The organism is Nocardioides marmoribigeumensis, assembly GCF_031458325.1.
Classification (GTDB): domain Bacteria; phylum Actinomycetota; class Actinomycetes; order Propionibacteriales; family Nocardioidaceae; genus Marmoricola_A; species Marmoricola_A marmoribigeumensis.
In genome coordinates, this window is sequence record NZ_JAVDYG010000001.1 from 2,070,771 (window position 1) to 2,083,981 (window position 13,211).

The 13,211-nt window shown below is 71.4% G+C and carries 14 protein-coding genes; all 14 read left to right on the plus strand.

Going from position 1 to position 13,211, the window contains the following annotated elements:
- Positions 1-48 precede the first annotated feature (48 nt).
- A complete protein-coding gene (locus J2S63_RS09905; protein WP_310301735.1) occupies positions 49-867 on the plus strand; it encodes an ABC transporter ATP-binding protein in 819 nt (272 codons plus the stop codon).
- Entirely contained in the window at positions 864-1,709 is an 846-nt protein-coding gene (locus J2S63_RS09910; protein WP_310301736.1) for an ABC transporter permease, read from the plus strand. Before J2S63_RS09905 ends, J2S63_RS09910 begins: the two co-directional genes overlap by 4 nt.
- A gap of 61 nt (positions 1,710-1,770) precedes the next feature.
- A complete protein-coding gene (locus tag J2S63_RS09915) occupies positions 1,771-2,748 on the plus strand; it encodes an ABC transporter substrate-binding protein (RefSeq protein WP_310301737.1) in 978 nt (325 codons plus the stop codon).
- Between the two features lie 132 nt (positions 2,749-2,880).
- Positions 2,881-4,140 (plus strand): amidohydrolase family protein, encoded by a 1,260-nt coding sequence (locus J2S63_RS09920; protein ID WP_310301738.1) that lies wholly within the window; start codon positions 2,881-2,883, stop codon positions 4,138-4,140.
- Positions 4,141-4,176: 36 nt separating this feature from the next.
- The gene (locus tag J2S63_RS09925; RefSeq protein ID WP_310301739.1) at positions 4,177-5,658 is read left to right on the plus strand and encodes an aldehyde dehydrogenase family protein; all 1,482 of its coding nucleotides are present in this window, start codon (positions 4,177-4,179) and stop codon (positions 5,656-5,658) included.
- A 13-nt stretch (positions 5,659-5,671) separates the two neighbouring features.
- Positions 5,672-5,866, plus strand: coding sequence for a tautomerase family protein (locus J2S63_RS09930; protein WP_310301740.1), 195 nt, complete (start codon positions 5,672-5,674; stop codon positions 5,864-5,866).
- Entirely contained in the window at positions 5,863-6,846 is a 984-nt protein-coding gene (locus J2S63_RS09935; RefSeq protein WP_310301741.1) for an isochorismatase family protein, read from the plus strand. Before J2S63_RS09930 ends, J2S63_RS09935 begins: the two co-directional genes overlap by 4 nt.
- Before the next feature lie 17 nt (positions 6,847-6,863).
- Complete coding sequence (locus tag J2S63_RS09940) at positions 6,864-8,018, plus strand: mandelate racemase/muconate lactonizing enzyme family protein (RefSeq protein WP_310301742.1); 1,155 nt, start codon at positions 6,864-6,866, stop codon at positions 8,016-8,018.
- Between the two features lie 4 nt (positions 8,019-8,022).
- A complete protein-coding gene (locus tag J2S63_RS09945; protein WP_310301743.1) occupies positions 8,023-9,099 on the plus strand; it encodes an NAD/NADP-dependent octopine/nopaline dehydrogenase family protein in 1,077 nt (358 codons plus the stop codon).
- Positions 9,100-9,116: 17 nt separating this feature from the next.
- On the plus strand, positions 9,117-10,016 hold the full coding sequence (locus tag J2S63_RS09950; protein WP_310301744.1) for a dipicolinate synthase subunit DpsA: 900 nt from the start codon (positions 9,117-9,119) through the stop codon (positions 10,014-10,016).
- Complete coding sequence (locus J2S63_RS09955) at positions 10,006-11,361, plus strand: dihydroorotase (protein ID WP_310301745.1); 1,356 nt, start codon at positions 10,006-10,008, stop codon at positions 11,359-11,361. The genes J2S63_RS09950 and J2S63_RS09955 overlap by 11 nt, the downstream gene beginning before the upstream one ends.
- On the plus strand, positions 11,361-12,155 hold the full coding sequence (locus J2S63_RS09960) for a TIM barrel protein (protein WP_310301746.1): 795 nt from the start codon (positions 11,361-11,363) through the stop codon (positions 12,153-12,155). The genes J2S63_RS09955 and J2S63_RS09960 overlap by 1 nt, the downstream gene beginning before the upstream one ends.
- Complete coding sequence (locus J2S63_RS09965) at positions 12,152-12,889, plus strand: SDR family NAD(P)-dependent oxidoreductase (RefSeq protein ID WP_310301747.1); 738 nt, start codon at positions 12,152-12,154, stop codon at positions 12,887-12,889. Before J2S63_RS09960 ends, J2S63_RS09965 begins: the two co-directional genes overlap by 4 nt.
- A gap of 8 nt (positions 12,890-12,897) precedes the next feature.
- Positions 12,898-13,203, plus strand: a complete 306-nt coding sequence (locus J2S63_RS09970) for a YciI family protein (RefSeq protein ID WP_310301748.1) — start codon at positions 12,898-12,900, stop codon at positions 13,201-13,203.
- Positions 13,204-13,211: the final 8 nt, after the last annotated feature.

The following is a 13,211-nucleotide window of genomic DNA, read 5'->3' on the forward strand; positions in this document are numbered from 1 at the left end:
GACAAGACTGTTGTCTGGTATAACACATCAGACCAGTGAGGAGAGCTGATGAGCACCGCAGAGCAGCGAATCCCCCCCGTCACGACCGCCTCGTCCCCGGAGCCGGCGCCCCCCGCCCACCGGCCCCCGGCGCTGCCCCACATCCGGGTGGCCGACGTGGCCAAGACCTATCCCAACGGGACGATCGCCCTTGCGCCGGTGGACCTCGACATCAGGGAGGGTGAGTTCGTCTCCCTGCTCGGGCCCTCGGGGTGCGGCAAGTCGACCCTCCTGCGGATCATCGCCGGCCTGATCACGCCCACGAACGGCGAGGTGGAGATCAGCGGCAGCGCCCGGCGCGCCTTCGTCTTCCAGGACCCGACGCTGCTCCCGTGGCGCACGGTGGTGAAGAACGCCCGTCTGCTGCTGGAGCTGGAGGGCATCCCGAAGGCCGAGCACGAGTCGCGCGTGGCCGAGGCCCTCGCCAAGGTCGGGCTGGCGGGGTTCGAGAAGTCCTACCCGCGTGGCCTGTCCGGCGGCATGCGCATGCGGCTGTCGTTCGCGCGGGCCCTGGCCCTGCGCCCGCAGCTGTTCCTCATGGACGAGCCGTTCTCGGCGCTCGACGAGATCACCCGCGAGACGCTCCAGGACGAGCTGCTGGAGATCTGGGGCGTGGACGGCTTCACCTCGGTCTTCGTCACCCACAACCTCTACGAGGCCGTCTACATGTCCCACCGGGTCGTGGTGATGTCGCCGCGTCCGGGCCAGATCGAGCGGATCTTCGACATCCCCTTCGACTATCCCCGCAAGCCTGAGCTGCGCGCGACGCCGGAGTTCGCCGCGATCACCCAGGAGATCTCGACCTGCATGAGGGAGATGAAGCGATGAGCACCACGTCCCGCGCCGCGGCTCCCAGCCTGCACGCGTCCCGAGGAGAGCGAGTCGGGCGCCGGATGCGCGACCTCCTTCCCCCGTTCGTCGTCTTCGTGCTCTTCATCGCGGCCTGGTGGCTCCTCGCCGCGACCGTCTACGGCGACCAGAACTTCCTCCTGCCACGGCCCTGGGCCGTCGCCGAGGCCTCGATCGAGCACCGCGACACCCTGCTCTCCGGCCTGCGCCTGACCTTCATCGAGGCGGTCAGCGGCTTCGTCGGCGCGATCGTCGTCGGCATGGCGGCCGCGATGCTCATGGGCCTGGCCAAACCGCTGGAGCGCAGCCTCTACCCCTACGCGGTGCTCCTGCAGACGGTGCCGATCGTGGCGGTCGCCCCGGTCATCGTCCTGTGGTTCGGCTACGGCACCCGTTCGGTGATCGTGATCGCCTTCATGATCGCGCTGTTCCCGATCATCAACAACACGCTCCTGGGCCTGCTGAGCGCCGACCGCAACCACCTCGACCTGTTCCGCATGCACAACGCCTCGCGCATGGTGGTCTTCGGCAAGCTCCGCCTCCCGGGGGCGCTTCCCAGCATCTTCGCCGGTCTGCGGATCTCGGCCGGGCTCTCGGTGATCGGCGCGATCGTCGGCGAGTTCATCATCGGCTCCGGCGGCGAGGAGGGCGGCCTCGGTGTGAAGGTCCTCTTCGCCCAGAGCCGGCTGGCCACGGACCTGCTGTTCGCGGAGGTCCTCGCCGCCACACTTCTCGGGTTCTCGTTCTTCGTCGTCGTCAGTGCCATCTCCAACCGGCTCCTCCGGTCCTGGCACGAGTCGGCGCTGAAGGCGGACGCCTGATCCAGGCGCTCGCTGACCGTCCCTTCATCCCGTCCCGCTACCTGTCAGGAAAGAAGCTGTCATGAAGCAAGTACGTCGTCGCCTGGGAGCGACGCTCGTCGCCCTCTCGGTGCTGCCCGCCATGTTGTCCGCCTGCGGCTCCGACGACGGTTCGTCCGAGGGTGGGGACAAGTCCGCCACCTTGCTGATGAACTGGTTCGCGCAGGCCGAGCAGGGCGGCTACTGGGCCGCCGATGCCGAGGGCCTCGCCAAGGACGACGGGGTCGACATCAAGGTCCAGCAGGGCGGGCCCGGCATCCAGACCGTCCCGCAGGTGACCGCCGGCAAGGCCGAGTTCGGTGTGGGCAATGCCGACGAGATCATGGTCGCGGTCGAGAACGGCCTGCCGATCGTCGTCGTCGCCTCGGCGTTCGACGAGAACCTGCAGTGCATGATGTTCCACAAGTCCACCGGCATCTCCGGCTTCGCCGACCTCAACGGCCACATGGTCGCTCGGGTGCCCAGCCCGTACTGGGACTACCTGAAGAAGGAGTACCACCTCGACAAGGTCAAGGACGTCAACTTCACCGGCTCGATGGCCGACTTCAAGCGCAACAAGGACCTCGTCCAGCAGTGCTACATCACCGCCGAGCCCTACGTCGCCAAGCAGCAGGGCATCAACGACGTCGGCTACCTCTCGGTGGCCAAGGACGGTGGGTTCAACCCCTACGGCAACGTGCTGTTCACCACCGAGAAGCTGATCAAGCAGGACCCCGACCTGGTGCGCGCCGTCGTCCACGCCTCCGTCAAGGGGTGGGAGAACTTCCTCGACGACCCGAAGCCCACCAAGGACCTGATCCTCAAGACCAACCCGGACGTGGACGGTGACGGCTTCGACTACGCGCACGACGCCCTGGTCAAGGACGGCTACCTCGGCGACGACATCGGCGGCATGACCGACGACCGGTGGAAGACGCTGCGTGACCAGCTGGCCAGTGTCGACCTGGTGCCCGCGGACTTCGACTACAAGAAGGCCTACACCACCGAGTTCCTGCCCTGAGCCGGCTGAGCGCCTGAGCTGACCGGGCCCGGTCCCCCGGGACCCGGTCAGCGGCCCTGACCCACCACCTTTCCTGCCGTCCTCCGGCGTGCGTGCCTGACGTACGCCGGAGGACGGTCTTCGGAGTCCCCCATGAGCGCAGAACCCCTCACAGTCCTCCGTGGTGCGACCGTCGAGGGCCGCGGCGTCGTCGACGTGCACCTCCGCGGCGAGCTGATCGAACGGATCGTCCCGCACCAGGCCGCGGACCCGGCCGGGACCGGAGAGCCCGTCGAGTCGGTCGACCTCAGCGGTCACGTCCTCCTCCCCGCCGCCGTCGAGCCGCACGCCCACCTCGACAAGGCCCTGCTGTGGAGCAGGGCGGCCAACCCGGGCGGCGACCTCGCCGGGGCGATCGATGCCCACCACCGCGTCGCCGGCTCGATCGGCGCCGCGGACGTCCGCGACCGGGCCCTGGCCGCGCTCCAGGTCGCCGTACGCCGCGGCTACACCGCCGTGCGCAGCCACGTCAACGTCGAGCAGGAGCCGGGCACCTGCTCGCTCGAGGCGCTGCTGGGCGTGCGCGAGGAGGTGGCCGAGGCCGTCGACCTCGACCTGGCCGCGATGGTCGGGCTCCCGGTGACCGGTGAGGCGGGCCGCGCCAACCGCGACCTGCTCGACCGTGCCCTCGAGCTCGGCGCAGACCTCGTGGGCGGCGCCCCCTGGCTGGACGACCGGCCGCACGAGGCCGTCGACCTGCTCGTCGGTGCCGCGGCGGCGGCCGGACGCGGGGTGGACCTCCACCTCGACGAGACCCTCGACGACCGCATGCTGGCGGTCCGGACCTTCGCCCGGGCAGTGGAGCGCCACGGCCTGGGTGGGCGTGCCACGGCCTCGCACTGCGTCAGCCTGGGGCAGCAGACCGAGGAGGAGGCCCGGTCGGTGGCCGCGGTGCTTCGCGAGGTCGGCATCGCCGTGGTCACGCTGCCGCAGACCAACCTCGGCCTCCAGGCCCGTGGAGTCCGCACCCGTGCGCCCCGCGCGACCGCGCCGGTCCAGCTCCTGCGGGAGGCCGGGGTCACCGTCGCCGGTGGTGGTGACAACTGGCGAGACATGTTCAACCCGGTGGGGCGCATCGACCCGCTGGAGACCGCTGCCCTGCTCGTGGCCGCCTGCCACGTCTCCCCGGCCGAGGCCTACCTGATGACCTCCGCGGAGGCCGCGGTCGTCACCGGACGGCCGCGGCGGACGGTCGAGGAGGGCGCGCCGGCCGAGCTGCTGGCGGTGCGGGCCGACGACGTCGCGGGCGCGGTGGCCGACGCCACCGAGCACCGCACGGTCGTCCACCGAGGGCGCGTGGTCGCGAGGACCGAGGTCACCCATCGGCCGGTGCGCAACTGGCCTGACATGTGATATGTTGTGAGTGTCGCTGAGAGAGAAGGCTGTCCGATGACCGACACGTTCGTCCGGCCCGACTGGACCCCCCTGGACCTGCCCCGCGCCGAGCAGTCGTTCTGCGTGACCAACGGGGACCGGTTCGACACCACCGACCCGACCACCGGCGAGGTCGTCGCCTCGCTGACCGCCTCGACGCTCGAGGACGTCGCCGGCGCCGTGGAGCGCGCCAGGGCCGCCTTCGGTCGCCGCGGGTGGCGCAACGACGGGCAGGTGCGCTGCCGGGTGCTGTTCCGCTACGCCGAGGCGCTGCGGGCCAACCGCGAGCGGCTGGCCGAGCTGCTGACCCGCGAGCAGGGCAAGACCCTGGCCGAGTCACGCAACGAGATCGAGGGCTCGGCCGACATGGTCGAGTTCTACGCCGGCCTGGCACGCAGCACCTACGGCCGGGCGATCCCGGTCGGGGACGACGCGCACTCGGTGATCCTGCGCGAGCCCCTGGGCGTCGTGGGGGTGATCACCCCGTGGAACTGGCCCGTGGTGCTCCTGATGCGTGCGCTGGCTCCTGCCCTGGCCGCCGGCAACACCGTCGTGGTCAAGCCCGCCAGCCTGACCCCCGCCGTGACCGTGGAGTGCCTCGCGCTCCTGGCCGCCGACCCCGACCTGCCCGAGGGCGTCCTGACCTGCGTGCTCGGCTCCGGTGCGGTCGTCGGGGACGCCCTGGTCACCAACCGCCATGTCGAGATGATCGCCTTCACCGGCGAGTCCGGCACGGGGATCAACGTGCTCAAGCAGGCCGCCAACGACCTGCGCAAGGTGTCCCTGGAGCTCGGCGGCAAGTCCCCCAACATCGTCTTCGCCGACGCCGACCTCGACAAGGCGCTCGACGGCGCCGTCAACGCCGCCTTCACCACCAGCGGCCAGATCTGCACTGCGGGGAGCCGGCTCCTGCTGGAGGACTCGATCTACGAGGACTTCCTGGCCCGGCTCACCGAGCGGGTCCGGGCGCTACGCCTCGGCGACCCGCTGGACCCGACCACCCAGATGGGTCCGGTCGTCTCCCGCTCGCAGCAGACGTCGGTCAACGGCTACGTCGAGCTGGGCCGCGCCGAGGGCAAGCTGCTCGTCGGCGACGACCTCGATGACACCGAGGCGCTGCGGCAGGGCTGCTACGTCGCCCCCGCGATCGTGACCGACCTGCCGCGCTCGTCACGCGTGGTGCAGGAGGAGATCTTCGGACCGGTCCTCGTGGTCCAGCGCTTCTCCGGCGAGGCGGAGGCGATCGAGATCGCCGAGGACTCGCAGTTCGGCCTCGCGGCGGGCATCTGGACCAGCGACCTCAACCGCGCCTGGCGCGTGGGTCGGGCGGTCAGCTCCGGGACGATCTGGATCAACACCTACCACCACTTCTACCCCGAGGCGGAGGTCGGCGGGTTCCGCCAGTCCGGCCTGGGACGTCAGCAGGGCCTCGAGGGGATCCACGAGTTCACCGAGACCAAGCACCTCAACTTCGACTCCAAGTCCACCCTCTTCTAGGAAGGGCCACCCCATGCCGTTCGTGATGGTTCACCTCTGGGAGGGCAGGACCCTCGACCAGAAGCGCGCGCTGACCAAGGCGATCACCGACGCGATGGTCGAGCATGCCGACGCCAACCCCGACGCCCTGCACGTCACCGTGCAGGAGTACTCCCGCGAGAACTGGGCCCGCGCCGGCGTCCTGGGCGTGGACAGGACCGACGCATGAGCCTCGACCTGCTCCGCGCCGAGCGCGCCGCGCTGCTGGTCATCGACCCGCAGAACGCCTTCTGCCACCCCGAGGGCACCCTGGGGATCTCTGGGGTCGACGTCGCCCCCGCCCAGGCCGCCATCGGCAGGATCCGCGAGCTCGCCTCGGCCTTCCAGGAGGCCGGGCTCCCGGTGGTGTGGACCCAGCAGGTCCACCTCGCGCGCGACGTCAGCAGGTCCCGCAAGGTCCTGCCGTCCCACACCCAGAAGCGCAACCGGGTCTCGGCCCTGTCGGGCACGTGGGACGCCGACTTCGTCGACGAGGTCAAGGACCTCGTGACCGACCCGACGTACGTCGTGGTCAAGCACCGCTTCGGCGGCTTCTACGAGACGCGCCTGCAGGCCCTGCTCGACATGCTCGGCGTCAACGCGCTGTTCATCGTCGGCGTCACCGCCAACGCCTGCGTCGAGACCACCCTGCGCGAGGCCTACCTCCGTGACTACGACGTCGTCGCCGTGCGCGACGGCATCGCGGCCGTGCGTCCGGAGTGGACCGAGACCGCGGAGGGCGTCTGGGCCCACTACCTGGGCGTGGTCTCCGACACCGAGGAGGTGCTCGGCTGGCTCTCCCGCGCCACCCGCCCCCAGGCGCTCGGCGTCCACCACCTCCTCCTGGAGACCCAGGACCTCGACACCTCGGTCGACTTCTTCGTCGACGTGCTCGGGTTCGACGTGCGCAAGCGCGAGGACTTCCGCGACGGCCGGCGCCTGGTGGTCACCCACCAGGGTCTCGGCCTGACCGAGGGCGGCAGTGGCGCGACCGGGGTCCTGCAGCACCTGTGCTTCAGCGCGCGCCACATCGACGCCATCGCCGAGCGGGCCAAGGCGGCCGGCCACACCATCGTGCGCGGCCCCGGCCCCGGCCCCTACGGCCACACCGTCTACGTCCTGGACCCGGACGGCAACGAGATCGAGCTCTTCGACGCCGAGACCAACTGAAAGCCGAGACACGACCCGTGAAGATCACCGACATCCAGATCCACCTGGTCAAGCTGCCCGCACGGCGTGACCACAACTGGGCCAGCAAGATGGCCACGCCGATCGGCCACCACGCGATCCTCGAGCTGACCACCGACGAGGGCATCGTCGGCTGGGGCGAGGCCCCGGCCGGCGGCACCTGGGGCGGGGCCCACATGCGCTACTACGGCGAGACGCCCGAGACCGTCCGTCACGTGGTCCTCGACCACCTGCTGCCTGCGATCCAGGGCCTCGACCCGCTGGACATCAGCACCATCCACCGCCGCATGGACCAGGTGATCAAGGGTCACCCCTACGCCAAGGCCGCGGTCGACATCGCCTGCTACGACGCGGCCGGCAAGGCCCTGGGCGTCCCGGTCTCGTCCCTGCTCGGTGGCCGCCACCGCGAGGGCATCGAGGTCGCGCACTCTCTCGGCATCATGGACCTCGACCGGTGCTTCGCCGAGGCCGAGGAGGCCGTGGCCGAGGGCGCCCGCACGATCAAGTGCAAGACCGGGCTCGACCCCGAGCGTGACGTCGCGCTGGTCCGAGGCCTGCGGGAGCGTCTGGGCGCCGAGGTCAAGATCCGCGTGGACGGCAACGAGGGCTACAGCTCGGTCAACGAGGCCGTCGACGTCACGCTGCGCCAGGAGGAGTACGACATCCTGCTGTGCGAGCAGCCGGTGGCCGGGGCCGAGGGGCTGGCCCGCGTCGCCTCGCGCATCTCCAGCCCGGTGATGGCCGACGAGTCCGCCTGGACCGTCCACGACATCCTCGAGCTGGACAAGCTCGACGCGGCGGCGTGCATCTCGCTCTACGTGACCAAGCCGGGCGGCCTCTACCGCGCGCGCCAGGTGGGCGAGGTGGCCGGGCACCTGGGCATCTACACCGACATCGGTGGCTCCATCGAGACCGCCATCGGCAACGCCGCGAACCTCCACCTCGGCACCGCGATGGCTAACGCCGTGCTGCCCAGCGTCTGCCCGGTCTCCCAGCCCGAGGGCCGCGAGGGGCCGCGCATGGCCGGGGTGTACTACCTCGACGACCTGGTGACCGAGCCCTTCCGCTTCGTCGACGGCGTCGTCATGGCCCCGACCGGTCCGGGCCTGGGGATCGAGGTCGACCGCGAGAAGATCGCGCGCTACACGGTATGAGCGCATGAGCGTCGTCACGGTGCTCGGCGGCGGCGGCGGAGGTCTGTCCGCTGTCGTCGAGCTCACCCAGGCCGGCCACGAGGTGCGGCTGTGGAACCGCAACGAGCGCACCATCGCGCCCTACCTCGAGCGCCAGGTGCCCCACGCGGGCGTCCTGGGCAAGGGCCGCGCCGAGCCGGCCCTGGTCACCACGGACCTGGCCGCCGCGCTGGCGGGCGCGGAGGTCGTCGTGGTGTGCCTGCCGAGCCTGGCGCACGGCCGGTTGTTCGACGACCTGGCCGCGCTGGGCCTCGACCTCCCGGTCGTGCTCAACCCCGGTCACACCGGCGGCGCCCTGCACGCGCGCGGGGTGTTCCTGGAGCGCGGCGCGAGGCTGCCCCCGCTGGCGGAGCTCAGCACGCTGACCTACGTCGCGCGGGTCGGCAGCGACGCCACCGTCGGCATCACCGGGCGGGCTGCCCGCGTGCGTGCGGCTGCCCTCCCGGGCGGGAGCGAGGCGCTCGACTGGGCCCAGCGACTCTTTCCCGGCGCCGACCCGGTGCCCGACGTCCTGGCCTCGAGCCTGTCCAACGTCAACCTGGTCCTGCACCCGCCCGGAGCCGTGCTCGGCCTGGCGTGGGTCGAGGCCACCGGTGGCGACTTCACGTTCTACGTCGAGGGCATGACCCCGGCCGTCGCGGCAGTCATGGCCGCCCTGGACGACGAGCGCCGCGCCGTCGCGCGCCGCTTCGGCCACGACGTGCCCTCGCTCCTGCAGGAGATGGCCGGCATCGGCACCGTGGAGCCGGCGGCCGCGGAGGTCGGCGACCTGTGCGCCGCGATCCGCGGAGGCGAGGCCAACAAGGCGATCCGAGCGCCCGGGTCCACCGAGCACCGCTACTACCGCGAGGACCTGTACTTCGGCCTTCTCCCGTTCCTCGCCCTCGCCGAGGTCGGGGGCGTCGACACACCGGCCGCCGCCGCCCTGTTCGCCCTCGGCGACCTGGCGGTCGACGCTCCGGCCGAGGCCCGCCTCGATGCCCGTGCCCTCGGTGTCGACGGCCTCACCGCCGACGAGCTGCTGGCCGTCGTACGCCCCTGACCCGAAAGGAGATCTCGATGGACCTGTCGCACCGCACCATCGCTGTCGTCGGCGGCGACGAGCGCGAGCAGGAGATCGCGCGGCTGGCCGCCACCACCGGCGCCACCGTGCGCGCCTACGGCTTCCCGGTGCCGGAGGGAGGGATCCCCTCGGTCCTCGCCAGCACCAGCGCGGCCGAGGCACTCGAGGGCGCCGACTACGCGCTCTTCCCGATCCCGGGTCTCTCGGCCGAGGGCGCGCTGTTCGCTCCCGAGTGCTCCGAGCCGATCGTGCCCGACCGGGATCTCCTCGCCAGGATGGCACCCGGCGCCACGATCATCCTGGGGTGGCCCGACGACAAGCTCCGCGCCGCGGCGGAGTCCCTCGGGATCGCCTTCAGCGAGTACGAGCACGACACCGAGCTGATGCTGCTGCGTGGACCGGCGATCATCGAGGGCGCCCTGCAGGCGGCCATCGCCAACACGCGGGTGACCATCCACGACGCCACGGTCGCGGTGGTGGGGCACGGCAACGTCGGGCGCCTGCTGACCCGGACGCTGGTGCAGCTCGGCGCGCACGTGCACCTGTTCGCCCGCAACCCGGTCCAGCGCGCCGACGCCTACGCCGCCGGCGCCCGCCCCCACCCGCTGGAGGATCTGCCGCGCGTGGCGCCCCAGCTGGACATGATCTTCTCCACCGTGCCTTCGGCGGTGGTGTCGGCCGAGGTCCTGGCCGCGGTGCCCGCAGGGGCGCTGGTCATGGACCTCGCCGCGCCCCCCGGCGGCATCGACCTCGCCGCTGCCGAGAGCCACGGACACCGTGCGATCTGGGCCCGCGGGATGGGGCGCCGAGCGCCGGTCACGGTGGGGCGAAGCCAGTGGTCCGGCATCGAACGCCGGATCGAGCAGATCGAGGAAGGACGAGGCCATGCAGGCTGACCTGCTGTTCCGAGGTGGCCGCGTGGTCACCCACACCGGAGAGTTCCGCGGCGGGCTCGCGGTCAGTGACGGACGGATCGTCGCGATCGGCGCCGACGACGCGCTGCCGTCGGCGCGACGCGAGATCGACCTGGACGGCCGGGTGCTCATGCCGGGCGTCGTCGACCCGCACTGCCACCTCGGCGTCAACTACGACTACGACGAGGACATGCGCACCGAGACCGCCGGCGCGGCCAGCGGTGGGGTGACCACGGTCCTGCTGTTCATCCGCAACCCGGAGGGGTCCTACATCCCCTTCTACAAGGACCGCCGGGCGCGCGGGGAGCAGCAGGCCTCGATCGACTTCGGCTTCCACTTCGGCATCCAGCGCGAGGACCACATCCCGGAGATCGCGCAGGTCGCCGCGGAGACCGGCGTCCGGTCGTTCAAGTGCCACATGGGCTACGAGCGCGGCAACCCGATCGGCATCGTCTCCTCCACCGACGCGTGGGTCTACGGCGCCATGCGCGAGGCGGTGAAGCTGCCCGGCGGGGTGGTCTCCGTGCACTGCGAGAACACCGACATGGTGGAGCTGCTCAAGAAGGAGATGATGGCCACCGGGCGGCAGGACCTTGCGGCCTACACCGAGTCGCGGCCGACCTTCGTCGAGGAGGAGGCCATCGGGCGCATGATCAAGCTCGCCGAGCTGACCGGCTGCCCCCTGTACATCGTGCACACCAGCGTCGGGCGCGGCCCCGAGCTGGCGGCCGAGGCCCGCGCGCGCGGCATCGACGTGACCATGGAGACCTGTCCGCACTACCTGCTGCGGACGGCCTACGACGAGGACCTCGGCCCGACGGCCAAGATCTCCCCGCCGTTGCGTGACCTGGAGCAGCAGGCCGGGCTGTGGCGAGGGATGCTCAACGGCTCGATCGACACGCTGGGCACCGACCACGTGCCGTTCATCAAGACCGGTGGCGACCTGTGGAGCGAGAAGCCCGGGGTGGTCTCGTTCAACTGGGAGCTCCCGTTGATGCTGCACCACGCGGTGCACGAGCGTGGCATGTCGCTCTCGCGGCTGGTGCAGCTGAACTCCTACAACCCGGCCAAGCGCTTCGGTCTGGCTCCCCGCAAGGGCACGCTGGCCGTCGGCGCGGACGCCGACCTCGTCGTGGTCGACCTCGACGAGGAGCGCACCGTGACCCCGACCGGCAAGGGCACCTGTCTCTACGACGGCTGGACGCTGCGCGGCTGGCCGGTGATGACGGTCTCGCGCGGCAGGGTCGTGTTCGAGAACGGCGAGGTCGACCCCGATGCCGTCGGGCACGGCCAGTGCGTCAACCGGCCCGAGAGCGAGCGATCCTGATGCTGCGCTCGATCTCGATCCAGCTGATGTGGACCGACCGCCCGCACGCCGAGCGCGTGGAGGCCGCCGCGGCCGCGGGGTTCGACCTGGTGGACCTGTGGGACCGCCGCGACAGCGACCTCGACGGCGTCGCCGAGACGGCCCGTCGCCACGGGGTCGGCGTCAACGGGTTCTTCGGCAACCGTGACCACTCCCTGTGCGACCCCGACGACGTCGACGCCGCGATCGCCGAGATCGCGGAGAACCTCGACGCCGCGGTCAGGGCGGGCGCCCGCCAGCTCCACCTGTTCAGCAACGCGATCCGCCCCGGCGGCGTCGTGGCCCCGCTCCCCGAGCTGGACCGTGCCGAGCTGATCAGCACGGGTGTCCGCGCCCTGCGCACAGTCGCCCCTCGGGCGGCCGAGGCGGGGGTGCAGCTCGTGCTGGAGCACCTCAACACCGTCTTCCTGCCGGGCTACCTGTGGGACGAGGTCGCGGTGACCACCGAGGTCGCGCAGGCCGTCGACCACCCCTCGGTCGGCGTGGTGTTCGACGTCTTCCACCAGCAGCTGGTGCGCGGCAGGCTCACCGACAACCTCGTGGCGTGCCTGCCCTGGCTGGTGCGGGTCGACATCGCGCAGGTCCCCGACCGAGCCGAGCCCGGGCTGGGTGAGGTCGACCTGGGGTTCCTGCGCGACGTCCTCGCGCGCCACGGCTGGGACGGCACGATGACCTTCGAGATCGTGCCCAGCGACGGAGATCCCGCCACCGCCGTGAAGGACATCGACCGGCTGTTCCCCAAGGTCTCGGCATGAGCGCGCACCAGCTCACCGACAAGGTCGTGGTGATCACCGGCGTCGGCTCGATGCGTGGGCAGGGCGCTGCCGCCGCGCGGCTCTTCGCCGCGGAGGGCGCTCGCGTGGTCGCCACCGACCTGCCCTCGTCCGAGGGCGAGGCGACCGCCACGCAGCTCGGTGTGGAGTTCCGTCCCCTGGACGTCACCCGGGCCGAGGAGTGGAAGGCCCTCGTCGAGGACGTCGTGGGCCGGCACGGACGCATCGACGTGCTGGTCAACAACGCCGGCCTGTGGTGCGCGACGCCACTGCTCGAGATGGTCCCGGAGGAGTACGACCGCGTCGTCGCGGTCAACCAGACCGGTGTCTACCTCGGGATCGCGGCCGTCGCTCCGGTGATGCGCGACCAGGGGTCCGGATCGATCGTCAACACCTGCTCGGTCTCCGGCATGCGGGGCGCCGGCCAGCCGTTCGCCTACGCGGCCTCCAAGTGGGCGGTGCGCGGGATGACCCGGGTCGCGGCCCACGAGCTGGCGCCTCACGGGGTCCGGGTCAACGCGGTGAGCCCGGGTGTGGTGGACACCCCCATGATCCACGGGGGTGCGGAGGTGCTCGACCGGCTCGCCGCCCTGGTGCCGATGGGCCGCGTCGCCCAGCCGGACGAGGTCGCTCACGTGGTCCTGTTCCTCGCCGGCGCGTCCAGCAGCTACATCTCCGGCACGGAGATCAGCGTCGACGCCGCGTTGACCGCCTAGGAGCTGCCGTGCCGTTCCTGGTCACCTGCCGCGACGTCGCGGACTCCGCCGGCCTGCGCGCGGAGCACCTGCCGGCCCACCGTCGCTATGTCGACGAGCGGGCCGAGCAGATCCTGCTCTCCGGACCGCTCACCGACGACGACGGCGTGCGGCGGGTCGGCCAGCTCTTCGTCCTCGACGTCCCCGACCCGCCGGCGGCCTCCGCCTTCATCCGCCAGGACCCGTTCACCCGGGCCGGCGTCTTCTCCGACATCACGATCGATCGTCTGGAGCTGCGCTTCGACGGGGGACGTCGCCTCCCTCGCACCGACTGACAGGAGTG

Coding starts and splice junctions, on each gene's coding strand:
- J2S63_RS09960 (WP_310301746.1), top strand. CDS start 11,361: ATGCTGCGCTCGATCTCGATCCAGCTGATGTGGACCGACCGCCCGCAC.
- J2S63_RS09950 (WP_310301744.1), top strand. CDS start 9,117: ATGGACCTGTCGCACCGCACCATCGCTGTCGTCGGCGGCGACGAGCGC.
- J2S63_RS09915 (WP_310301737.1), top strand. CDS start 1,771: ATGAAGCAAGTACGTCGTCGCCTGGGAGCGACGCTCGTCGCCCTCTCG.
- J2S63_RS09905 (WP_310301735.1), top strand. CDS start 49: ATGAGCACCGCAGAGCAGCGAATCCCCCCCGTCACGACCGCCTCGTCC.
- J2S63_RS09925 (WP_310301739.1), top strand. CDS start 4,177: ATGACCGACACGTTCGTCCGGCCCGACTGGACCCCCCTGGACCTGCCC.
- J2S63_RS09945 (WP_310301743.1), top strand. CDS start 8,023: ATGAGCGTCGTCACGGTGCTCGGCGGCGGCGGCGGAGGTCTGTCCGCT.
- J2S63_RS09910 (WP_310301736.1), top strand. CDS start 864: ATGAGCACCACGTCCCGCGCCGCGGCTCCCAGCCTGCACGCGTCCCGA.
- J2S63_RS09955 (WP_310301745.1), top strand. CDS start 10,006: ATGCAGGCTGACCTGCTGTTCCGAGGTGGCCGCGTGGTCACCCACACC.
- J2S63_RS09935 (WP_310301741.1), top strand. CDS start 5,863: ATGAGCCTCGACCTGCTCCGCGCCGAGCGCGCCGCGCTGCTGGTCATC.
- J2S63_RS09930 (WP_310301740.1), top strand. CDS start 5,672: ATGCCGTTCGTGATGGTTCACCTCTGGGAGGGCAGGACCCTCGACCAG.
- J2S63_RS09965 (WP_310301747.1), top strand. CDS start 12,152: ATGAGCGCGCACCAGCTCACCGACAAGGTCGTGGTGATCACCGGCGTC.
- J2S63_RS09920 (WP_310301738.1), top strand. CDS start 2,881: ATGAGCGCAGAACCCCTCACAGTCCTCCGTGGTGCGACCGTCGAGGGC.